Here is a 23,817-nt window from a genome sequence, read left to right on the forward strand (position 1 = left end):
CATACATGTTTTTTTATATACTAAGGAACTCTTACTTTTGAAAGTTGATTCCATATTTTTTCATTTTTCTATAAAGCGTATTTCGGCCGATGTCGAGTTGTTTCGCGGCGTTACTGATATTTCCACCTGTTCGTTCCAATGCATTTCTGATAAGCTGGGTTTCTTGTTCTTGAAAGTTTCTTGGTTCCCGATCGGCAATTGCCCCTTCCTCATTTGTAATGGAAGAAACAGGACAAAGTGCCACAAGCATGTCCCTTGTAATCGGGCCCTTATCAGCTAGGAAAGCAGCCTGTCCGAGAACGTTTTTCAATTCACGGAAATTTCCTGGCCACGAATATCCCAAAATGAATGTTTTAGCTTCGACTGTCAGTTCAGTATGTTCGCTCTTATAAGGTAAATCCGCTAAAATGTATTCTACTAAGAGCAATAAATCTTTACGACTCCTCAGATTTGGAAGTTTTAAACATAATCCACAAAGGCGGAAAAATAAATCTGCACGGAATTCTCCAGCTTCCATTTCTTTTTGTAAGTCTTTGTTGGTGGCAGCAATGACCCTGACATCGATTGGAATGGAAGCATGTCCGCCGACACGCGTCACGCATCGTTCCTGAAGCACACGGAGCAGAGACGCTTGAGCTTGAAGCGGCATGTCCCCGATTTCATCCAAAAACAGGGTTCCGCCATCTGCAGCTTCGAACTTCCCCTTATGCCCGCCGCTTTTTGCTCCAGTAAAGGCACCCTTTTCATACCCAAATAACTCACTTTCCAATAAGTTTTCTGGAATTGCGCTGCAATTGATGGCGATGAATGGCTTATCGCTTCTTAAGCTATACCCATGAATGGATTGAGCGAACAGTTCTTTTCCCGTTCCGCTTTCTCCAGTGATTAGCAAGCTGATATCCAGCGCTGAAGCTCTTTTAGCAATGGATATGGTTTGATTCATTTGCGGATCATTACTTATTATATCGGTAAATTGATAACGATTGGTTGTTAATCCATCAATCAATTTCTGTTTTTTTAACCGTACGATCACGGATGATTGATGTTCTATATTTTTGCCAAGGGTTTGAACCAAGAATTCCTGGTCTTTGATTGAAACCCTCCGTTCTAAAACGAGTGGGTCAGTTCCTGATACAATATTCGATACCGGTTTTTCCAATGTGCCGATAACATCTGACGCCGCTGAATTGAGATCTGTAACTTTCCCTTCTTTATCTAGGGTAATTAACGGATCAGGGTATGAATCATATATAAAATAAAGGTTTTTCTCCCTTTTTTGTGTATGGGACAACAAGAGTGATTGTTTGATGCTATCAGCCACCCTCTGAACTAAGCTAATGGAAAAAGGATGATAATTCTGTTGATGACTGCTTAAGTTCAAAACACCAAGCAGGTGCCCATCAGGGTGATAAATGGGTGATGCGGCACAAGTAAGAAAATGGTTATCCTGATGAAAGTGTTGACTGCCATGAATCAATACAGGATTCCTCTCCACTATGGCTGTTCCTATTGCATTTGTTCCTTTTGATTCCTCTAGCCAATTGGCCCCTTTTCTTAAGGAAACATTATCTGCATGGCGGATGAAAGCTGGATCCCCAACTGTTTCGATGATATATCCTTCAGGAGCAGCAAGTAATAAAATGGACTCCAAACCATTAATCGAATGATAAACTTCTTTTAAAATGGGAGAAGAATGGTACAGAAGTTCCGCATATCGATCGTGGTATTCGGCCAACTCAAAAGCACCAAGCATATCTTCCTTTTCCATCATGCTTGGCTGAAGTCCCTTCGAAATGCACCGCTGCCATGATTCTTGAATAAATGCCGGTATGGTTCCTTTATCCGCGCTTATATTAACAGACATTGAATAATCCTCCCGTATGTATAATCAAGTAAATCGGCTTCTGTTTTTTATTCAATTTCATTAATGAAACTCTAAGTGATCCAAAGTTTCAGAGCATTCAGGGTTCGTTCCTTCAATTTAATTATAACAGAAAATTCAGATATCCACCAAAATGAACACAAGCTTATGTGAACTATTAAACTTTTTTGTTCCATATTGGAACACCTGCCTGTTCCAATACGGAACAGTAAGGCACCTTCCCTTTTCCCTCCACCACCTTTTTAACTGATTTCATCGGTTTTTTGTTATGGCATCAGTCTTGCATAATTACATGTCGAGATATTGATTCTTTTTAATAAAGGGGGGTAAGAAAGAAATCAAGATAGTCAGAATCGCTGCAAGTCTGCCAAAGGGAATTGGAAAAAAACATAATAGTATGTCTGATCCTTTTACTTAGAGCCATTGTCCAAACAGATATCGAACATATAATCCAATTGAAAAGGGGTATTATACATGGAACAAACTATTAAACTCAATCCACGTGTGCAAGAATTCTTGAAGGGCACCAAAAAGCTTTTGATAAATGGGGAATTGGTGGAAGCTGCTTCAGGAAAAACCTTTGAGACTCTCGATCCTTCAAACGGCAAGGTTTTAGCGGTTGTGAGTGAAGCGGGTCCGGAAGATGTAGATAAAGCAGTCAAAGCAGCACGTACGGCGTTCGACAAAGGTCCTTGGAAAAAAATGAGTGCATCTGAACGCAGTCGCCTCATTTATAAATTAGCGGACCTCATGGAGGAACATAAAGAGGCGTTAGCGCAATTGGATACCCTGGATAATGGCAAGCCAATTGGCGAAACCACTAATGCCGATGTCCCCCTTGCAATCGATCACTTCCGTTATTATGCGGGATGGACCACTAAGATAGTAGGACAAACAATACCTGTTGCTGGGAATTACTTCAATTATACCCGTCATGAAGCGGTTGGAGTGGTAGGTCAGATCATCCCTTGGAATTTCCCCCTACTTATGGCCGCATGGAAATTAGGCGCAGCCCTTGCCACCGGATGTACGATCGTTTTAAAACCAGCGGAGCAAACGCCGCTTTCAGCCTTATATTTAGGAAAATTGGCGCTTGAAGCAGGTTTTCCTCCAGGCGTTCTCAATGTCATACCAGGATTTGGTGAAACAGCAGGGTCACCGCTTGTAGATCATCCTGATGTCGATAAAATTGCCTTTACCGGTTCAACCTCAGTAGGGAAAATGATCATGCGCCAAGCTTCGGGAACCGTGAAAAAAATCTCGTTGGAATTAGGCGGGAAATCACCTAATATCATTTTACCGGATGCAGATATGAGTAAAGCCATTCCTGGAGCTTTAATGGGCATCATGTTTAATCAAGGACAAGTTTGCTGTGCCGGTTCCCGCCTGTACATTCAAAAGAAATCCTATGATAACGTGGTAGCAGACTTAGTGTCCCATGCAAAAAACATTAAACAAGGGGCCGGTCTTGATCCATCTACCCAGATAGGGCCTTTGGTATCCAGTGAACAAATGGAAAGAGTCGGCGGTTATATTGAAAAAGGAAAGTCTGAAGGAGCTGAAGTGGTTACCGGAGGCAATTACGGACAAGGAGAGGGTTATTTTGTAACTCCTACAATATTTGCAGGCGTTGAAGACCAAATGACAATCGCTAAAGAGGAAATCTTCGGTCCTGTTGTAGCTGCGATGCCTTTCGACGATTTGGATGATGTGATAAACCGTGCAAATAACTCAGAATACGGATTAGCTGCAGGTTTATGGACACAAGATGTAAAAAAAGCCCATTATGTCGCTAATGAATTAAAAGCAGGTACAGTTTGGGTAAACTGCTATAACGCATTTGATGCAGCTTCTCCATTTGGCGGGTATAAACAAAGTGGAATCGGTCGGGAAATGGGCAGTTATGCTTTGGATAATTATACGGAAGTCAAAAGTGTCTGGATTAACTTAAACTAAAATAACAGAGTGAACGCTCCAAATGCTCATTTGGCTAAGATATCATGATTGAAGTGCATGTTATCGTTTGCTAATTCGCAAAAGGACGTACCAAAGTGCGGACTTTGGTACGTCCCTTTTCTTGTTTTGTACTTATATGGCATAGACAAAAAGAAGAGACCTTTCATCAGAAAGGTCTCTTCTTATCGATTATCCATTACGTTCGATTTGCATTTTTTCTCTGTTTGCTTTTTCTTTTTCGATATTTTTCTGTCTTGAAATCCCGGCAAACAGGATTCCAATCACCACTATCGCTTCAAATCCATATTTAATGAAGGGATTTGCAAAGTAGTCGTGCATGAAAGGTTCAGCTACGATCATTTTAGCAGCTGTCCAGCCTAGTATTCCCGCACCAATTATTATGATGAATGGGAAGCGTTCGATCAGTTTCAGGATCAAAGTGCTTCCATACATCACTACTGGAATTGATACAAGTAAACCGATCACCACTAAAATGAAATTACCATGAGAAGCACCTGCAACAGCTAGGACATTGTCCAATCCCATCAATGCATCTGCAATAATGATGGTTTTTATGGCAGCCCACATCGAGTCTGCAGGCTTCACATCATGTTCTTCTTCATCGATAAGGAGCTTATAAGCAATCCATACAAGAAGTAATCCCCCTATTAAATGCAGTCCTGGCACCTCTAATAGCCAAACAACTAGCAGCGTTGCGATGATCCTTATCACTATTGCCCCGACCGCTCCCCATATTATCACCTTTTTTTGCTGTTCTTTTGGAAGCTTTCTTGCAGCCAATCCAATAAGGATCGCATTATCACCGGCTAGAACCAAATCTATCATAATGATCGCTAAAAGTCCTGAAATGAATTCACCTGTTAAAAAATCCAACACAAATTCCTCCTTTTTACAAAAATAAAGAGACCTCTGCCATAAATGGCAAAGGTCTCGCTAAGCACTAAATGAATTAGGCCAATAAAGCCGGTGGGATTTCCACGTAATGACGACTTTATTTCAGGTTATCCCTGACGCTACTCCCCTTCACGGGAATAAAGAATATGTAATTCTTTTAATATCTTTCCATTAGGAAACTACCAAGAAAAAATATCACTAATTCAGTATACCAAAAATACAAATAAAATAAAGAAAAAAATAATAGATAGTAATGTTATTCATGAACTTAACCTTGTCCATATCCTTTCAACGGATATTTTAGTCGATCATCCCTTCTAGATATTGGCATATTTCATTTCCTAGGTTCGGGATATCGCTCAAATCCTTCCCCCATAGATATTGATTACTTAAGGTTGCCTCTATCAATTGTCTAAGCGGGACTTCCCCTTTATCATAACGAAGCCATTGTTCCTGGAAAAATTCAATTGTCTTTATATCATCTTTAACGACATAGTCTTTACCCGCAAAGCTTTTACCAATATAACTCCCCTTCATTTCATTAACCCTATAAAATCGGATCAGGCCCGAAAAACCTCTTACGATACAATCGGGCAGCGTGCCTTTCGCCTCATGATATTCCTCTAAGGTAGGAAGGAGACGAGCCTTGAACTTCGAAATGCTGTTCAGCGAGATATCGGCCAGGAGGTGATGTACAAAAGGATTCTTAAATCGCTCAAGAACACTTTCCCCATATTGCATCATCTCATTTTGATCAAAAGGTAATGAAGGAATTATTTCCTTTTCGATGGCATTGCTTAGAAATTGGCTGAATTCCGGATGATCGATTGCCTGTTTTACTACTTCCAATCCAGACAAAATGCCTAAAGGAGCCAACAAGGTATGTGAACCATTAAGTATCCTTACCTTCCTCATTTGATAAGGTGTCAAATCTTTTACCCAATGCACATTCAATCCGGATTGTTGTAAAGGAAGACGTTGATCGATACAAGGGTCACCTTCAATAGCCCATAAATGGTAGGGTTCTGCCGTATTTAGCAGAGTATCCTTGTATCCCCATTCAGCAAATAGGGTGTCCGACTCATTGGCTGGAAATCCTGTAACGATACGGTCTACAAGCGAGTTTAGGAATAGGTTGTCCCGGTCCACCCACTCCATGAATGGCTTAGGTAAATCCCAATCCCTGCTATGCTTAAGAACATATTGCTTCAATGAATCACCATTTCTCTCTAAAAGCTCACATGGAAGTATGATCAGTCCCTTTTTCGCATCCCCGTTGAAATGCAGATAGCGATGATACAAAAAAGCAGTCAGCTTTCCTGGAAAAGATTCCATCGGCTTTCCTTCTTCCAAAGGAATCGGCTGGTATTTGAGTCCTGCTTCAGTCGTGTTGGAAACTACAAATTCCAATTCAGGATTTTCTGATAGTGCTAAAAATTCCATCCATTCTTCATATGGATCAATTATCTTTGAAAAAACGGAAATGATCTCTGTATGTTCCACTTTCTTCCCTTGGTGAAAACCACGTAACATTAATGTATACAGTCCATCTTGCCGCTTCACTTCCTCTATTTTCCCTTTCCCGGCGGGCCGAGGCTGGGTAACTGCAATGCTTCCCTTAAAATGACCTTGTTTATTACACTCATGAATCATCCAATCAAAGAAGCCCCGAAGAAAATTCCCCTCACCAATCTGCAATACTTTTATGGGGAAATCCATTTTATGTGAGGATTGGACAGCTTTTGTATCTTTACTCAAACGCTTTATTGGACTTTTATTTATGTTCATGATCAAAGAATTCCTTTCTTATTGAAATATCCAATTCAGAGTGCGATTTAACAGCATACTGCTTATATTTCGACAATCGCCTTGATCACTTTAGCTTCAGGAGTTAACCATCCTTCAAATTGATTGATCATTTCATCCATATGTGTGCGGTGTGTAATATACTGGCTCATATCCAACAAATCATTTTTCAGCGTATTCACGACATAATCAAAGTCATCCCTTGTTGCATTGCGGCTTCCCATCAATGTAAGCTCTTTACTGTGGAATTCAGGATCATTGAAGGAAATATCCGCTTTAACTAAACCTACATAAATCAATCTTCCGCCGTGAGCAGGATATTTAAAAGACTCCATCATTGACTTAGCATTACCTGTCGCATCAAATACCACGCTTGGCATATCACCATTCGTCAATTGGGCCAATTTCTCCATTGGATTCTCCATAACGTTCAAAGTATAATCGACATTTGCCCATTTGCCAGCAAACGCAAGGCGTTCATCATTTACATCCATTGCGATCACCTTCGCACCCTGTTCTTTAGCGAATGCCATGACTCCCAAACCAATGGGACCAGCACCAATTACTAGTGCAAATTCGTCTTTATGAATAGCGGCACGCCTAACTGCGTGAGCCCCGATACTTAAAGGCTCTATCATTGCGGATTGATCAAGTGTGAGACCTTCTGTTTTCACCAAATGATTATTAGGAACCGTAATCCACTCACTCATGCCGCCTTCAGCATGTACACCCAACACTTTCATATCCGTACAGCAGTTCGTTTTTCCACTTCTGCAAGCCAGGCATTCTCCACATTCCATATAGGGGATGATCGATACCTGATCCCCGACATTAAGCCCAGATTCATTTTCCGGTATGGACTCAATATAACCGGATAATTCATGGCCAAGTATTCGGGGATAGCTAAAAAAGGGTTGATTGCCTCCATAGGCATGGATATCCGTACCGCATATACCTATACGCCGCACACGAATCAAAGCTTCCCCTGAGTTTGGTACGGGTTTTTCCGACTGTATCATCTTAAATTCAAAAGGTTGTTCACAAACGATACTTTTCACTGATTAACACTCCTTTTTTATAGCTTAATAGAAACCTTGTACTATTAGAGAATGACACCTTCTTTAAAGATGCTAATCTCCCTATATCCGAATTTTTCATTATTCGTTTTCTTTTTACCGGATGAAAGCTCAAGAATGTAATGGAATAAATCGTCCTTTAATTCATCGATCTTTTGACCTTCTATCAACCGTCCGGCATTATAATCAATCCAGTGCTTTTTACGATCGGCTAAATCCGAATTCGTGGCTATTTTTACAGTTGGCACCGGTCCGCCGAATGGTGTTCCTCTTCCCGTAGTGAATAGAACGATATGTGCGCCGGCTGCTGCCAAAGCCGTCACCGAAATCAGGTCATTTCCAGGAGAATTGATTAAATTCAAACCATGCTTCTCTACTCGTTGTCCATATGGGCTTACATCCACTACAGTGGCATGGCCCCCTTTTTGTGTACATCCAAGTGATTTTTCCTCCAGTGTACTTATGCCGCCTTCCTTGTTTCCAGGTGAAGGGTTTTCATAAATTTCTTGATCATGGCGAATGAAATACTGTTTGAAATCATTTATAAGGCCAACGATTTTCTTAAAGGTTTCTTCATCCCTCGCCCTGTTCATCAATATCGTTTCCGCTCCAAACATCTCAGGAACCTCTGTCAATATCGTGGTCCCGCCATTTTCCACAATTAAGTCGGAAACCGCACCAACCAATGGATTAGCAGTAATGCCTGAAAAACCATCGGAACCACCGCATTTCAAGCCTATTTTCAACTTTGAAACTGGTACGTTCTGGCGTATGAACCCTTCCGCATATTCCACTAGTTCCCCCATTAAACGTAAGCCGCTCTCCAATTCATCTTGAACCTCCTGGGCTTTTAAAAATTTAATCCGACTTGGGGGAAATTCGCCTATAACTTCTTTAAATGCTTCGATTTGATTGTTCTCACACCCTAATCCTACAACTAAAACCCCTGCTGCATTTGGATGTTGAGCCAAGGCTGCCAATAGTTTCTGCGTATGGGTCAAATCATCTCCCAATTGAGAACAACCGTAGGGGTGGGAAAAGTGATGAACTCCATCGATTTGACGATCTTTAAATTGCTCACTGCCCATTTTGGCGAGAAGTTCACATGTTTTATTGATGCAGCCTACCGTATTGATGATCCAGATTTCATTCCGGATACCCACTTCCCCATTTTCACGGATATATCCTTGGAAGGTATGATTTTGACTGGGTTCTTTTGTATTTTGTCTGCTAGGTTGATAGGAGTAATCCAATATGCCATGCAAACCGGATGTCAGATTGTGGGTGTGAATCCAATCTCCAATGGGGAGATCTTCTTTAGCTTTTCCGATCGAATAGCCAAATTTGATTACGTCCTCCCCTCGCTTAACCGGATTCACTAACATTTTATGCCCTTTAGGAATGTCATCACGTGCCTTGATATGGATCATTCCCCTATCTTTTGTTTGAATCTGGAGGCTCTGTCCTTTCTGAATCCCCTCCAAGGAAATAACAACATCATCGTTTGAATGCAATTGAACAAATTTATTCATTTTGTTCCCTCCTTATCATGAGTGAAGAAGTTCTAAAGGTAACGTCAATCCATTCCGAAAGCCCTTTCATTTTTCCCTTGAATTTTTTTAATTTTCAAATCCTCTATTAATTTTAACATCAAATTTTGAAATATTAATTGCGTATTTTGCTATAAATATACTCATTCTTGTTGTATTATACTTTCAGGAGATGAACAAATGAAAAAAATCCATAATGCATTAAATCATGATTTACTCTTCCCATTTTCTTTTGTCTATCAAGATACGAAAAGTCCCCAGAATGAATTGTCCGATCATATGCATGACCATTATGAAATTGTTTATGTTTATAACGGTAAAGGGACCTTTTTTATCGGTGATGTGTTTTATGATATGCAGCAAGGGGATGTATTCCTGATCCCGAATAATACCATTCATAGGGCTTTACCGAATAAGGACGACCCTGTTACCTCCACCATTATCTTTTTCAGTCCCACATTAATATATAAAGATATGGTTGATGATTCTTTTTCATATTTACATTTGTTTGATCTGACAAAAAAGAGTAAGAATTATAAAATATCATTGCCGCAAAAGAAACAAGTTAAGATGGAAGAACAGCTAGAACTCATCCTGCAAGAAACGAATAGCCGATCGATGGGCTCGAGGCATGCTTGTTTGCTGACCGTTCATCAGATCATACTTGATTTATACCGTATCCGGATAAATGGCAAACAAGAATTATCCGAGGGCAAGAGCTATAGTTCAGAATGGATGAAAGATATTCTGATCTATATTAATGAACATATGGATGAACCATTGACGCTGACGATACTTGCACAAAAAGCATTGGTCAGTCCCGCACATTTTAGCAGGGTTTTTAAGGAAACGACTGGAATTGGGTTAGTCGTGTATCTAAACACGAAAAGGATCATCAAGGCAAAGGAACTTTTACTGGAAACGAATCACACCATTGCCCATATTGCCGAAATGTGTGGTTTTGAAAGCATGCCCCAATTTTATCGTACCTTTAAGAAATACAATGAAAAGACACCAGCTACATTTCGAAAAGAAAATAGGATCCGCTAGGCATGCCTAATACAAATGAAAAATGGAAGTGTCTTCCACTTGGGAGACACTTCCATTCTAACAATCTATTACGCAGGCTTTACTATCGGTCGTACAAAACGGATGACCGCTAGTGAGGCAACAACTGCCAATCCACCTGCAAGCAAGAATGCAACTGTGTATGTGCCTGAGGTATCGACAATGTATCCTGTTAACGTCGGTCCGATGATTCCTGCTGTATTTGCCAAGAAATGCATAAAACCTCCAACAGAACCAACATTACCAGGGTCGACGACATCGTTGACGATGGCCCAGTAAATGGCACCAGTCAAATATAGGAAGAAGACGGAAAGTGCGACAAGCGTTACTGCACTGACTGTTGTGGATACAAGTCCAGCAAAACCGATACATAACGCCGATAAGAACAAACATGTTACTAGCACTAGCTTACGTGAGAATAAAACACCTTTTTGTGCGAATTTTTTATAGAAGAAATCCGACACGAATCCACCCAAAGCTAGTCCGATGAATCCAAAAATCCAAGGAATCACTGTAATGATACTCATATTTTCTACACTTAGCCCGCGTGCATCCACCAAATAGCTTGGGAACCAAGTTAAGAAAAAGAAGAGGATGTAGTTGTAAGAAAAAAAGGCTAGAGCTGTAAATAAAACCGTTTTTTGTTTTAAATAGAAGGTGAATTTCAATTTCCCTTCCGATGTTGCCGCTACATAAGATTTTCCTGTATGCTTCTGTTCCTTTGACTCTTCTGGTTTTTCTTTAACGAACTTCCACCAGCAAATCGCCCATATAAGACCAATTATCATTATGGCAATGAAAGAAACTCTCCATCCATAAGAGATGGCAATGAATCCAACTATCGGACCTGCAATGGCGCCACCGAGCGGCGTCCCGCTATTCGTCAAACCAACGACAGATGCCCGTTGATTTGCAGGGAACCAGTTATTCACCATTTTATTGATGGTTGCCGAAAGAGGGCCTTCGCCCATCCCAAACAGGATACGAATGACGATCATACTGGCAAAACCGACAGCAAGTACAAGCGCACCACTGAATAAAGACCAAACGATCATCGCCACGAAAAGCGTAAGCTTCGCTCCCCATTTATCGGACGCCATGCCTCCAAGGAAGTTAAATACGGCATAACCAACGGAAAAGCTACTAAAGATAATTCCCATCTGTGTGGCTGTTAAAGATAAATCATCTTGAATGAACGGAGCTGCAATGGACAGTGCAGATCGGTCCAGATAATTTATTACGCCTGCCAAGAACAAGAATACGATAACCATTCCTCTACCATTTGAAAACATAAAGTACCCCCCTATACATTTCTGTAAATGCAGAAGCATTTTTGGAAACGTTTTAATAACCAAGAGTAAAACCTAAAGATCATTAACTAAATCGGTTTAGAATTCCTGTAAAAAAGCGCTTCCTTTTTTACAGGAATCTTACATCCATTTTTAGCAAGAATTCCTTGTAAGCAAAGTCGGTTTCAAGCGATGCACGCTTGTATCCTCTTTTCCTGTTTTATTGATTTGACTAAGCAGTAACTCCGCTGCCAAGTTGGCCATTTCAATGGCTGGCTGATTAACCGTTGTGATGGTCGGTGTATAGAAACTGGCATATGGTACATCATCGATGCCTATGAGCGCTATGTCATCAGGTATATGGATTTCATGCTGTTTCATATAACGCAATACTTCATTAAGTACGATATCATTTCCTGCCAATATGGCTTGAGGCGGCTTTTCCAATTCGAAAAATTCTGAAAGCGCAAGCGGAATTTCATCTGCATTCACGGTTTTTATATATTCAGAATTGACTGGTATCCCATGTGACGCGAGTGAATCCTTATACCCTTGGATCCGTTCGATTCGAGGGCTGATATCGCGTATTATTGAAGTGGTTATGATTGCAATGTTTTCAAAACCCTTTTCAATAAACCGATCGATCGCTAACTTGGAAGCAAGGTGATTATCGAGCATGACTGTAGCAATATTCAATTCTTGGATTGTCCTATCCATGAATACAATCGGGAATTGATCACTCTTCATCCGTTGATATAAATCAAGATTGTCCCCTGTGGGGAAAATGATGATCCCATCCACTTGTTTAGCTCTTAGCATTTCAATATAATTCTTTTCCTTTTCAGGATTGTCATCCGCATTGCATACGATAATATGGAACCCTTGTTCATAAAAGTAGTTTTCTATCGCTCTAATAACTTGCGTTGAAAACGTGTGAAGGATATTGGCAACCACTACCCCAACGGTAAAAGTGGATTTTTGTTTTAAACTGCGCGCTATTATATTAGGCTGATAGTTTAACTCTTCGATTGTTTCTTCAATTTTTTTCCTGGTTTTTTCACTCATATATTCATAGCGTTTGTTCAGGTATTGGGAAACTGTGCTTTTTGATACTTTCGCGTGATTGGCGACATCAGTAATTGTAATGGTTTTCATTTCATTCATCCCTGTCGTGTGATTTCAATATATAAGGAATATTCTATTATAATAAGTAAAGCTTTACAATCACCTTCTGATGCAGTAAAAAAGTCAATTCCCATACCATGGAACTAATTTATCACGTTAACTTGTTTGCCTTTTTATAGGAGCTGAATTCAGACGCCGGAGTATGCCATGAAACCACCATCGACCGGTACCGTAATTCCTGTGACAAAGCCCGAGTAGGATTCATCAACGAGCCAAAGCAACGTTCCAAGTAAGTCTTCAGGCTGCCCAAAACGCTTCATGGGTGTTGAAGTAATGATTTTATTAGACCTTGCAGTCAGACTGCCATCTTCATTAAGCAGAAGATCCCGATTTTGCTTCGTCAAAAAGAATCCCGGAGCAATGGCATTCACTCGTAAACCTGCTTCGGCAAAATGTACAGCCATCCACATCGTAAAATTATTTATCGAAGCTTTGGCCGCACTGTATGCTGGCACTTTAGTCATCGGAGCGTAGGCACTCATGGAAGATACATTTACGATAACCGGTGCTTCCACTTGCAATAACTCTTTCCCAAAAACCTGACTGGCCAAAAATGTACCGGTGAAATTACTGGAAAAAACCTGGGAGAAACCATTTTCATCTAAATCAAAAAAGGATTTCCCTTCCGCTTCTTCCCCATATTTCTCTGGAGCTGTAATGGCATCAGGATGATTGCCTCCCGCTCCATTTATTAATAGATCCACTCTTCCGAACGCTTCTATTATTTTTCCTCTTGCATTCTCCAATGAGGCTCTATCCAAAACGTCTGCTGCTATGGATATCGCAGTGCCCCCTTTTTGTTCAATGAGTTCGACCACTTCTTGCCCTTTTTCGGCCGATCTGTTCAATATAGCTATCCTGATACCATGACGGGCCAATTCCACAGCCATTTTCGAACATAAAACACCGCTGCCTCCAGTGATCACTGCCACCCTATTTGATAAGTTTTCATGGATGGGAATCATGATTTCCCACCTGATTTACCAGCTTCATATGCATCCCATAATCCGAGCAAATACATGATGCCCAATGCTCGGTCATATAAACCGTAACCTGGGCGACAATCTTCACCCCAAATATGGCGGCCATGATCTGGTCTGACATAACCAGTATAATTCTGCTTATTCAATTCTTCCACGACGCCCAGTATATTGATGGATCCATCCTGGGTATGATGGGATGTTTCCACAAAGTCACCATTTTCATAAATCTTCACATTTCGAATATGGGAGAAAGGCGAACGGTTTGCATACTTTTTAGCCACTTGGACCATATCATTTTCAGGGTTTGCCCCCATCGATCCAGTACACATGGTAAATGCATTCGACGGTGAGTCCGAAATCGAGATCAGTTTTTCATAGCTCGATTCTCCGGTGATGATTCTTGGCAAGCCAAAAATGGACCATGGCGGATCATCCGGATGAATAGCCATTTTAATGCCGCAAGCTTCGGCAACAGGTAATATTTCTTTTAGGAATATTTCAAGATTCGCCCATAACTGCTCTTCGTCGACAGTTTTGTAAGCTTCGAATAATTCAGAAATTCGATCCATCTTTTCTGGTTCCCAACCTGGTAAAGTTAAATCGGAAGCTTCCGTCACAGTACGAATCAAATCTTGCGGTTCTAACGTATCCACTTTCGCCTTTTCATAAAATAGGGCAGTTGAGCCATCTTCCAAAGGATGGAACATTTCCGTACGAGTCCAATCAAAAATCGGCATGAAGTTATAGCAAATGACTTTCACTCCAGCTTCCGAGAGATTTCGGATCGTCTCTTTGTATTTCTCAATATATATCATGCGGTCTTCGTTACCCAATTTAATCGATTCATGGACATTTACACTTTCTACAACATCCGTGTGAAAACCAAATGATTGGATATATTCGATTTCTTCTTTAATTTCTTCCTTTTCCCATACCTCACCAACAGGTTTTTGGTGTAGTGCCCAAACAATTCCTTTCACACCAGGAATCTGTTTAATGTGCTCCAATGTAACGGTATCATTGTCTTTCCCATACCATCTAAATGTAATGTTCATCATGCACCTCCGTCATTCCGCAATCTTTTGCATATATTTTCCGCTTAATTCCACTGCTGCTTCATAGCCGCCATTTTGATAGGCTTTGTTCAAGTCACTGCCGATCCCGATTGCTACCGCACCTGCATTCAGCCAGTCTTTCATGTTATCCAAATTAATTCCGCCGGTTGGCATGATTCTTACATTAGGCAATGGACCATTAACCGACTTGATGAAAGAAGGTTCAAAAAGGTTTGCCGGAAATAACTTCAAAACATCACAACCTGCTTCCATTGCCGTAGCCATTTCTTTGATTGTCATGCAACCAGGCATATAGGGAATGCCGTATCGATTACAAAGTTCGGCTACTCCATTGACAAAATACGGACTGACGATAAAATTGGCACCAGCTAAAATCGCATGTCGAGCCGTTTCAGAATCAAGTACCGATCCTGCTCCTAAGAGTGCATCCGTATTCTGCAGTTCATTGAAAGCTTCTTCAATTCCCGGTGTTGTATAAGTCAATTCTATTGCCCGAACACCGCCTTCCACAGCTGCTTTAGACAGTTGTGCCGCTTCCTTTGCATCCTGGCCCCGGATAACAGCTACAACTTTCGTTTCCTTTATTCGATGAATGATTGAATGTTTCTCCATAAATCCTGCCCCCCTTTAATTAAAAACGATGATCGCTTTTCGTACTTGTTCGGGATGATTTTCCACAAAATTAAATGCTTCCTGGATATCATCCAGCGAAAATGTATGGGTAATTAAACCTTCTTGTCTGAGTTTTCCTTCGTTTAAAAGTTTAACTACTTTTGGGAACTGATTGGTTTGCAACCTAGATCCTTTAACCGAGACTTCCTTTTTAGTGATTGGCAGTTGGGAAACTGATGCAGGCCGTTCATCAAAACCGAGTACGACAATCCGGCCCGCCGTTGATACGACATCAAAGGACAATTCAAATGTCATCGGCAAGCATACTGCATCAATGACGACGTTGGCACCTTCTCCATTCGTCCATTCTTCCACTCGTTTTTGAACATCTTCTTTTCCCGCATGGACAATGATATCAGCGCCGCTTTCTTTAGCGAATTCCAAACGTTCCTCACTTAAATCCGTGATCATCACTGATGCTCCTTGAAGCTTTGCCATCTTTAATATGCAAATCCCAATAGGCCCAGCTCCCTGGATAAGCACTGTTTCCCCTTCCTCCACTTCACCTCTCCAAACGGCCTGTGCTCCGATTGTATATGGCTCAGCCAATACTATTTCTTCCCAAGCCAACGCGGAATCCACAACATGTAATTGTTTCTCGGGAAGGACGAACCATTCTCTCATACCACCATCTTCATGTACGCCAAAAACGGACAGTTTTTCACAAACATTTTGGCGGCCTTTGCGGCAGGCGTAACACTTCCCGCAGTAACTGATGGGCTCAATAACAACATGGTCCCCAACTTTTATGCCCACGACGCCTTGTCCAATCTCCACAACTTCTCCCGCTACTTCATGCCCGACGACTCGCGGCAGCGTAGCAAGAGGATTCGTACCATGGTAAATATGCATATCCGAACCACAAATCCCGACTCTTTTTACTTTTACAAGGACATCCGTCGAGTTCGAAATCCGTGGTTTTTCCACTTCTTGTATGATAAGTTCATGAGCTTTCCGTACTTGAACCGCTTTCATTTCTCCCACCTACTTTGTAAGAAATTCATAAACACTTGATGCTATCGTAATACCATGTTTCAGGTTTTTTTCTTCATTGATCTGTTCAATCTCACCCGGTACATATACGCGATCGAACCCTGGAGCAGGTTCAACCTGTTTCAGCTCTTCAATCATTTGATCCATTTGCTCTAAAAATATATCAGTATCAGTAAAGAATGAAGGATTAATTACACAAAAATAATGCCCCAGCTTCCGTTTCTTATCAAGATCTTCATACATTTTCCCAATGTGCGGGCCAAATGCCGCACCGGCCAATAATCCAGAAAACACATCTACAATTAACGATAGACCATAGCCTTTCGGGCCTCCGAAAGTGGAAAGGGAAACGACTTTATTCGGATCCGTGACTGCAGCTCCATTTTCATCGACACCCCATCCTTCAGGGATTTCCTTTCCTTCTTCGCGTGCCTGGAGTATTTTCCCCCATGCAACATTGGATGTAGCCATATCAAGAATATAGGGTTTCTTCTTTTTGGCAGGAACTCCGTAAGCGATTGGGTTGGTACCAAGAAATGATGTTTTTCCCCCGAACGGGACCACAATTTTATCGGTATGTGACATCGCGATGCCAATCAACTTTGCATCAGCGGCTTTTTGAACAAAATAACTTAGTGCTCCGCAATGGCTGCTATTAAAAACAGTCACCATGCCCACGCCACTTTCTCTCGCCATATCGATTGCATGGTCCATGGCTACGTCGCTGATCACATGCCCAAATCCATCATCTCCATCAACTACACCGGTAACGGGCCCTGTCTTTTGGAAGGAAATCTGGGCTTCGGGATTTATACCCCCTGCCTGTAAACGGTTCACATAATGCTCTGTTCGCAAAACACCATGGGAATTGACATTTCTGAGATCAGCATGAACCAATACTTCCGCAATTTTCCCGGCAGTTTCTTCATTCAAACCCACTTTGGTCAGCTGCTTTATAACTAATCGTTTTGCTTCCTCGGCTTGTATCGTTACTGTTGCCATTTTCTCTCCCCATTTCTTTCAGCCTACTATCTTTCTATTACAATCTCATTCTGTATGAAAGGCATTACTTCATCCAAATATGGTAATCCTTCATTGTCCCCTGCAACAGTGGTGACAAGTGCTCCTACACCATTTGCGAATGCCAATCTTTCATCAATTGATAAACCATTAAGGTATCCGTAAATATAACCGGCATCATAACCATCTCCCGCACCAACTGTATCTACAGGTATTACAGGGAAAGCTTCTTTTTCATGCCATTCACTTTTGGTATATAGTTTTGACCCTTGTTTCCCGTCCTTAATGACAAGCTGATCAATAGCATTCACCTTCGCGAATTCACCCAAAGATTCTTTTGAGTCAGTACCGATGATCAACCTTATTTCATCTAAACCTGTAAGCAAAATATCAACATATGGAAAAATATCATAGTAAACTGATCTTGCTTCCTCGATGGACCATAGCTTTAAGCGGATATTCGGATCAAAAGAAACAGGTATATTTTTTTGTTTTGCAATTTCCATTACCCTCTTGGCAATGTTGACATTTTTCGGATCTATAGCCAAAAATACTCCAGTAAGGTGGACTATATCAATCCCTTCAAACATCTTCTCTGTTATATCTCCAGGCTTTAAAGTTAAAATGGGAGATTGATAGCGGTAATAAAATGTCTTTCCGGAACCATCTTCCCGAATTTCTTTAAAGTTAAGAGATGTTGGATATCCATTTACATAGGCCACATCACTCATGTCCACGCCTTCCCCACGAGCGAAATTATAAATAACTTTACCGAACTCATCCTTGCCTAAACGGCTTATCCATTTTGACCGCAAGCCTAGCCTTGCACAGCCAATCGCAAAATTCAGTTCAGCGCCTCCTACTTTTCGCTCAAAACGGTTAACGAATCTTAAAGGTCCTGTCTCTTCCGGATTTAGCGTTATCATGGCGTCGCCCAGCGTTAAAACACCATATTTTGATGACAATACAGTACCTCCTTCTTGCGAACATTCACAAATGGAAACAAAAACATTTGATCATATCACTTTCATTATGCTTATTTGCTAAATCGATTTAGTTATTTACTAAACCGGTTTGGTAAATCATAAGGAAATTGTAAATGAAAACCCTATCAAAAACAATAGAAAAGTTTGATAATTTGTAATTTTATTTTTATTCCATACTATTTCATATGATATTTCAGCTAAATTTACGATAAAAAACCATATTATGGAAAACGAACAAGAACTGTTTCATCTTTAAATGATTGACAGTTTCAGATTTTTTTCGATCAAATTTACTCTTTGCTATTAATTTGGGAGAAAGTTGTATAATATATCAATTGTTAAATAAGTTTGAAAGGTTGTTTGGAATGAGTTTTTTGAAAATATACATCTTACTTACCGGAATAATGATTACATGGGGGTTAAATGTCTCAGTTATTAAAATTTTAGTTGCGCATACGCAGCCCGTAACGATAACATCTTTGAGAATTTTTACTGCTTCTCTTATCGTCATTATTATCCTTTTCTTCTTTGGACTAATACGCCTTCCTAAAAAAAGTGAACTTTTTTACGTTTTTGGAGGAGCACTTTTGAGTGTCGTTTTTCATCATTATTTTTTAGCTGAGGGATTGACGAAGACTTCCGCCTCGAATGCTGGATTGATTTTGGGCATGGGGCCAATATTGACTGTCATTTTGACCATGATTTTCTTTCGAAAAAAACCTACGTTAATCAAGCTGCTCGGCTTTATATGCGGTTCCCTGGGTGTGAGTTTTACCGTCATGGCAGGAAGCGGAGGACTTCATTCTATTAATCTTGGGGATGTGGATATTTTGCTTTCCATTCTTTCACAGGCATTGAGTTTCATCCTCATTAATAAAGCCTCAAAAACAATGGATCCACGATTATTAACCGGCTACATGATGCTGATCGGGTCTTTTATTCTTTTTGCCATCAGCTTATGGAAGGAACCAGAGGGCTTATCTTCCCTGGCAACCGCACCGCCATCCATCTGGGGAGCTTTCTTTTTCTCCGCTATTTTTGCCACCGCCCTCGGGCACATGAGCTATAATTATGCCATTGGTAAGGTAGGCGCAGCCGAATCATCCATATTTCTTAACTTAAACACCTTATTCTCTTTGTTAGGGGCAGCATTTTTCCTTAATGAATCCCTTGTGCCTGCACATTTCATCGGACTTATCTTCATTGTTTCAGGAGTATTGCTTGGCTCTGGTGCAATTGAAATATGGATTCTCCAAAGGAAAAATAAACGTTTATCTGCCTAGCAGCCGGAGCAGAACCTAGATTTCGTGACTTTCTATGTAACATGATAACAGATCCTACGACACTGCCATTCTTATAAAAATGGCAGTGTCATGGGGTCTTATTTTTATTGTCCATCCCTTCTTTCAACTACAAATAACTACAGAATAATAATTAGGGATTCATATCTGTTACAATATACCCAGAAATTTGCTTGAACATGTCCATTGAAGTGTTCCTGTAAAGACAAGCTTATTGTCGGTTGTAGCCTTTTCTTTCTGAGGAATCAAGCTTGGTTTGATGAACTTATATAATAAAAAAGACTGACTATTCGTTTTAGACAGTCAAATATCATGCTTATAAAATAAATCAACTAGCCCAGAGCGCAAACAAGCCTTCTGTTACACCCAATTTGTATATATAATAAATTCCGAATGCAAAACTTATAGCTCCCGCCATTTTGATGAAGATTCGGTTTAAAACGATGTCCTTCCCATTCAAAGCAAACGGTATGCCTAGAATGGTAGTAAAGCACAGCATGCCAATAATTGTCCCTGCGCCAAATATAATGATATAGATAGATCCCTCGCCAATACCGGTTACGGTCGACATCGTTAAAATGACCATTGCGGCACTGCCCGCGAGACCATGGACGAAACCAATTAAAGCAGACACCAAATAAGGACGAAATCTATCTTTCTCGTTCTTAATATCAGGGCGTGCTTTAAATAAACTTCTCGCCCCTAGCATAACAAGCATAATGCCAACGCCGAATTCCAGTGTCATGCTTAACGACTCTGGAATTTCCCCCTTCATCCAAATGAATAGCACACCTAAAAGAAACAGCGTACTTGTATGGCCTATCCCCCAATACACCCCCGTTAGAGTGGAACGGGATAATTTTTTCGTGTTTCCTGCCGTCGTTGCTACGGCAATAACATGATCCGGTTCTAACGAATGCTTTATCCCCAATAGGAATCCTAATGTAAGAATCGACACCAAACTCATTTCTCTTTGACCTCCCCCAGACACTTCCAAACTTCTTCATACACCCTTTTTAGAGGTATATTGTTCTGTAAGGCAATTTTATGGCAATCTTCATATTCAGGTGCCTGCTGTATGGGTAAGCCCTCATGGAACCCTCTCTTTATCGTCACTTTTCCCCATTGTGTATGTACATGTAAAAATGATCGTTCGAGCCTGTGCACGGTAAGTGGATAGTAGCGTATCCCGAGAGTCGTCGTTTCAGCAAATAATATCTTCTTCATTTTCGAAATCACCTGCTGTGAACAAAGAAGCTGCAATAACACCCCCGGTCGATTTTTTTTCATATAGATTGGCGTATAAAATACATCATTTGCTCCTGATTCAAACAACAAATCCATTACATGCCCAAGCCATTCACCAGAAATATCATCTAGATTCACTTCCATTTTCACCATTTGTTCATCAAGATGCTCATGATCAGGCGGGCGGTTCATTGAGTCTCCCCTATGATAACTCGAAGGACGTTCGGATGATTTTCGAATGTTTTTGTTCCCGCACCATAGCCAATCGATTCGACAGTCATGGGTGGAAGCGAGCCGAAATTTCCAGCTAAAACCGCAGCGATGGCAGCACCGGTCGGCGTTGCTAATTCAGAACGAATATCGTTTGAGGCAATGGGTACCCCCTTTAATATTTCAAGGGTGGCAGGTGCAGGAACAGGATATATGCCGTGATCAATATGTATATGTCCAGATCCCGTTGGAATGGCTGATGACTGAACTGATTCAATACCTAGCTGATCGATTAAAATTGCAGCTCCGATTATATCTATTATTGAATCTACCGCCCCTACTTCATGAAAGTGTACTTTTTCCAGTGGAAGCCCGTGTATATGCCCTTCCGCTTCACCAATCTTCTTAAAAATGGCGAGTGACATGTTAGCTACCGATTCATTAAAGTTCGCCTCATTGATAGCTTCTACAATTTGTTTGTAGGTACGGCTGCCGGGATGGCTGTGAGGTACATGGCTATGGTTGTGTTCATGTCCAAGACTGTGCTCGTGTACATGACTGTGACTGTGTCCATGTCTGTGGTCTTGTCCATGACTGTGCTCGTGTTCATGACTGTGACTGTGTCCATGACTGTGTTCTAGTTCATGGCTGTGGCTATCTTCATGTGTTTGGTCTGATTTACTGGTAAGAATGACATCAAATTTAGTACTTGTAATGCCATTTTTGACGACCTTCCCCCATGACAGATTATATTCTTCATCCATGTTCAACTTTTTTAACTCTTCTTCCATTTGTACAGGGTCTGCACCTGCATCAATCAACGCACCAATAACCATATCTCCGCTTATGCCGGAAAAGCAGTCAAAATATAAAGTCCTCATCACAATTGACCTCCTTTTTATGTACAAGTTTGTATATAATCGCTGCATTGTAGGCTGCACCAAATCCATTATCGATGTTCACCACACTTACACCAGATGCGCATGAATTGAGCATTGATAAAAGGGCCGATAAACCGTTAAAATTAGCACCGTAACCAATACTTGTCGGCACAGCAATAATTGGATTCGTGACAAGGCCTCCTAACACACTTGGTAGTGCCCCTTCCATTCCCGCGACACAAACTGATACGGTAGCACCCCTTATTTCGTCTATATTATCAAGGAGCCGATGAAGCCCAGCAACGCCAACATCGTATATACGCCTGACAGGAATACCAAGAGTTTCGGCCGTCACGGCTGCTTCTTCAGCAACAGACAAATCTGATGTCCCGGCGCATACAATTGCAATATATGAATCAACGGATTTCGGCTTTTCTCTAACCCAAGCAAGTGTCCGTGCAATCTCGTTATACTCAAAATCACTACATTCTTTTTGTACAAATACCGCTTTTTCCCGAGAAATTCGAGTCACAAGCACAGAATCATTCCTTGTCCGCAACGATTGGACAATCGTTAAAATTTGTTCAGCTGTTTTCCCTTCCCCAAACACGATTTCGGGAAAGCCTTGTCTCCTTTTACGATGATGATCGATTTTTACAAACCCTAAATTTTCATAGGATGCAAGTTTTCCCTTCGCTTCCGCAACTGTCAATGAACCCTTTTGAACTTGCTCCAAAATAGCGTCAATCATAACATTTCTTCCTTTTTAAGCGCCATATTCATACTTCCGCTTGTATAGCCCGTGAGATCCATTGATACATACTTATAACCAAATTGCTTCAGCCGTTTCGTGATCGCCGCATGGTATTGAAGCACACGCGGCATATCATCGGGTTCAACTTCAATTCGGGCAGTATCCTCATGCGTCCTGACTCTTACCTGATGAATATCCAGTGATTTTATGTAAGCCTCTGATTTATCAACTTTGGTCAATTTTTCCTTCGTAATGATATCGCCATATGCTATTCGAGAGGATAGGCAAGCAAATGACGGTTTATCCCAGGTTGGCAAACCGGCTTGCTTGGACAATACTCTTATTTCTTCTTTGAATAAATCGGCTTCTAGAAGTGGTCCCCTGATTCCTTTTTCTTTAGCTGCTTTCATTCCTGGACGAAATTCGTTAGCATCATCAGCGATAACTCCATAAATAATATTATTAAATTCATATTCTTCAAGAATAGGAAGCAGGTGGTCAAATAAACTACTTTTACAAAAGTAACAGCGATTCTGATTGTTTTCTTTATATCCAGGAATGGCCAACTCCGAAGTTTGAATGACACGATGGTTGGCACCAATCCATTTTGAAAGCATAATGGCTTCTTTCAACTCACTCGATGGATAGGTTTCCGAATCCGCTGTAATGGCTAACACATTATCATAACCCAGAGTATCAATAGCGACTTTTAGCAAAAACGTGCTGTCCACCCCTCCTGAAAAAGCGACCACAACCGACTCCATTTTTTGAAGAATATCCTGCAGAGTTCTGTACTTTTCTAGTAACATATCACTTTTCCCCTTTCTGATTTATCTGAATTTACCCACTGCACACCAGCATTATCACACCCTTGATGAACTACAAAAAAATTGAAAAGGATGAAATAAAGCAGTCGTACTTTCATTCCCAGCGCTTATTGAAATGATATTCATATAAGCGCTGGAC

Annotated in this window: 21 protein-coding genes; 3 read left to right on the top strand and 18 right to left on the bottom strand. The window is 40.9% G+C overall.

Going from position 1 to position 23,817, the window contains the following annotated elements:
• Positions 1 to 31: 31 nt before the first annotated feature.
• Positions 32 to 1,864, bottom strand: coding sequence for a sigma-54-dependent Fis family transcriptional regulator (locus NYE65_RS26785; protein WP_340862286.1), 1,833 nt, complete (start codon positions 1,862 to 1,864; stop codon positions 32 to 34).
• A gap of 492 nt (positions 1,865 to 2,356) precedes the next feature.
• Here NYE65_RS26785 and NYE65_RS26790 point away from each other — a divergent pair, with 492 nt between their 5' ends.
• Positions 2,357 to 3,838 (top strand): aldehyde dehydrogenase family protein, encoded by a 1,482-nt coding sequence (locus NYE65_RS26790; protein WP_340862287.1) that lies wholly within the window; start codon positions 2,357 to 2,359, stop codon positions 3,836 to 3,838.
• A 189-nt stretch (positions 3,839 to 4,027) separates the two neighbouring features.
• On the opposite strand, the gene NYE65_RS26795 is transcribed toward NYE65_RS26790, so the two are convergent.
• From NYE65_RS26795 to NYE65_RS26810, 4 genes are all read right to left on the bottom strand, one after another.
• Positions 4,028 to 4,732: a TerC family protein gene (locus NYE65_RS26795; protein WP_095679524.1), complete on the bottom strand. Its 705-nt coding sequence runs from the start codon at positions 4,730 to 4,732 to the stop codon at positions 4,028 to 4,030.
• 321 nt (positions 4,733 to 5,053) lie between these two features.
• Positions 5,054 to 6,541: a tagaturonate reductase gene (locus NYE65_RS26800; protein ID WP_340862288.1), complete on the bottom strand. Its 1,488-nt coding sequence runs from the start codon at positions 6,539 to 6,541 to the stop codon at positions 5,054 to 5,056.
• A gap of 62 nt (positions 6,542 to 6,603) precedes the next feature.
• On the bottom strand, positions 6,604 to 7,617 hold the full coding sequence (locus NYE65_RS26805; protein WP_340862289.1) for a zinc-binding alcohol dehydrogenase family protein: 1,014 nt from the start codon (positions 7,615 to 7,617) through the stop codon (positions 6,604 to 6,606).
• A 44-nt stretch (positions 7,618 to 7,661) separates the two neighbouring features.
• Positions 7,662 to 9,167, bottom strand: coding sequence for a UxaA family hydrolase (locus NYE65_RS26810; RefSeq protein ID WP_340862290.1), 1,506 nt, complete (start codon positions 9,165 to 9,167; stop codon positions 7,662 to 7,664).
• Between the two features lie 198 nt (positions 9,168 to 9,365).
• Between NYE65_RS26810 and NYE65_RS26815 the strand changes: the two genes are divergently transcribed.
• On the top strand, positions 9,366 to 10,235 hold the full coding sequence (locus NYE65_RS26815; protein ID WP_057277503.1) for an AraC family transcriptional regulator: 870 nt from the start codon (positions 9,366 to 9,368) through the stop codon (positions 10,233 to 10,235).
• A gap of 68 nt (positions 10,236 to 10,303) precedes the next feature.
• Here NYE65_RS26815 and NYE65_RS26820 read toward each other — a convergent pair whose 3' ends face one another.
• The 8 genes from NYE65_RS26820 to NYE65_RS26855 all read right to left on the bottom strand — a co-directional run bounded on the left by NYE65_RS26820 (position 10,304) and on the right by NYE65_RS26855 (position 18,436).
• Positions 10,304 to 11,545 carry an MFS transporter gene (locus tag NYE65_RS26820; RefSeq protein ID WP_098936588.1) on the bottom strand — a complete coding sequence of 414 codons (1,242 nt, stop codon included), beginning with the start codon at positions 11,543 to 11,545 and terminating at the stop codon, positions 10,304 to 10,306.
• Between the two features lie 150 nt (positions 11,546 to 11,695).
• Positions 11,696 to 12,697 (bottom strand): LacI family DNA-binding transcriptional regulator, encoded by a 1,002-nt coding sequence (locus NYE65_RS26825; RefSeq protein WP_340862291.1) that lies wholly within the window; start codon positions 12,695 to 12,697, stop codon positions 11,696 to 11,698.
• 158 nt (positions 12,698 to 12,855) lie between these two features.
• The gene (locus NYE65_RS26830; RefSeq protein WP_328178127.1) at positions 12,856 to 13,692 is read right to left on the bottom strand and encodes an SDR family oxidoreductase; all 837 of its coding nucleotides are present in this window, start codon (positions 13,690 to 13,692) and stop codon (positions 12,856 to 12,858) included.
• A complete protein-coding gene (uxuA, locus tag NYE65_RS26835) occupies positions 13,689 to 14,765 on the bottom strand; it encodes a mannonate dehydratase (RefSeq protein ID WP_328178128.1) in 1,077 nt (358 codons plus the stop codon). Before uxuA ends, NYE65_RS26830 begins: the two co-directional genes overlap by 4 nt.
• A 12-nt stretch (positions 14,766 to 14,777) precedes the next feature.
• Complete coding sequence (locus tag NYE65_RS26840; RefSeq protein ID WP_340862292.1) at positions 14,778 to 15,398, bottom strand: bifunctional 2-keto-4-hydroxyglutarate aldolase/2-keto-3-deoxy-6-phosphogluconate aldolase; 621 nt, start codon at positions 15,396 to 15,398, stop codon at positions 14,778 to 14,780.
• 15 nt (positions 15,399 to 15,413) lie between these two features.
• Entirely contained in the window at positions 15,414 to 16,433 is a 1,020-nt protein-coding gene (locus NYE65_RS26845) for a zinc-binding alcohol dehydrogenase family protein (RefSeq protein ID WP_063590998.1), read from the bottom strand.
• Between the two features lie 9 nt (positions 16,434 to 16,442).
• Positions 16,443 to 17,453, bottom strand: a complete 1,011-nt coding sequence (allD, locus tag NYE65_RS26850) for an ureidoglycolate dehydrogenase (RefSeq protein WP_340862293.1) — start codon at positions 17,451 to 17,453, stop codon at positions 16,443 to 16,445.
• Between the two features lie 26 nt (positions 17,454 to 17,479).
• Complete coding sequence (locus NYE65_RS26855) at positions 17,480 to 18,436, bottom strand: sugar kinase (protein ID WP_328178131.1); 957 nt, start codon at positions 18,434 to 18,436, stop codon at positions 17,480 to 17,482.
• Between the two features lie 386 nt (positions 18,437 to 18,822).
• Between NYE65_RS26855 and NYE65_RS26860 the strand changes: the two genes are divergently transcribed.
• Positions 18,823 to 19,740, top strand: a complete 918-nt coding sequence (locus tag NYE65_RS26860; RefSeq protein ID WP_340862294.1) for a DMT family transporter — start codon at positions 18,823 to 18,825, stop codon at positions 19,738 to 19,740.
• Positions 19,741 to 20,086: 346 nt separating this feature from the next.
• Here NYE65_RS26860 and NYE65_RS26865 read toward each other — a convergent pair whose 3' ends face one another.
• From NYE65_RS26865 to larE, 5 genes are read right to left on the bottom strand one after another with little or no spacing between them, the layout of a single operon-like run.
• Positions 20,087 to 20,725: an urease accessory protein UreH gene (locus NYE65_RS26865; RefSeq protein ID WP_340862295.1), complete on the bottom strand. Its 639-nt coding sequence runs from the start codon at positions 20,723 to 20,725 to the stop codon at positions 20,087 to 20,089.
• A complete protein-coding gene (larC, locus tag NYE65_RS26870) occupies positions 20,722 to 21,198 on the bottom strand; it encodes a nickel insertion protein (RefSeq protein WP_328178134.1) in 477 nt (158 codons plus the stop codon). The genes NYE65_RS26865 and larC overlap by 4 nt, the downstream gene beginning before the upstream one ends.
• A complete protein-coding gene (locus NYE65_RS26875) occupies positions 21,195 to 22,097 on the bottom strand; it encodes a LarC family nickel insertion protein (RefSeq protein WP_340862296.1) in 903 nt (300 codons plus the stop codon). Before NYE65_RS26875 ends, larC begins: the two co-directional genes overlap by 4 nt.
• A complete protein-coding gene (larB, locus tag NYE65_RS26880; protein ID WP_340862297.1) occupies positions 22,078 to 22,848 on the bottom strand; it encodes a nickel pincer cofactor biosynthesis protein LarB in 771 nt (256 codons plus the stop codon). The genes NYE65_RS26875 and larB overlap by 20 nt, the downstream gene beginning before the upstream one ends.
• Complete coding sequence (gene larE / locus NYE65_RS26885) at positions 22,845 to 23,660, bottom strand: ATP-dependent sacrificial sulfur transferase LarE (RefSeq protein WP_340862298.1); 816 nt, start codon at positions 23,658 to 23,660, stop codon at positions 22,845 to 22,847. Before larE ends, larB begins: the two co-directional genes overlap by 4 nt.
• Between the last annotated feature and the right edge of the window lie 157 nt (positions 23,661 to 23,817).

It is taken from the genome of Peribacillus sp. FSL R5-0717 (assembly GCF_038002945.1).
GTDB classification, from domain to species: Bacteria; Bacillota; Bacilli; order Bacillales; family DSM-1321; genus Peribacillus; species Peribacillus frigoritolerans.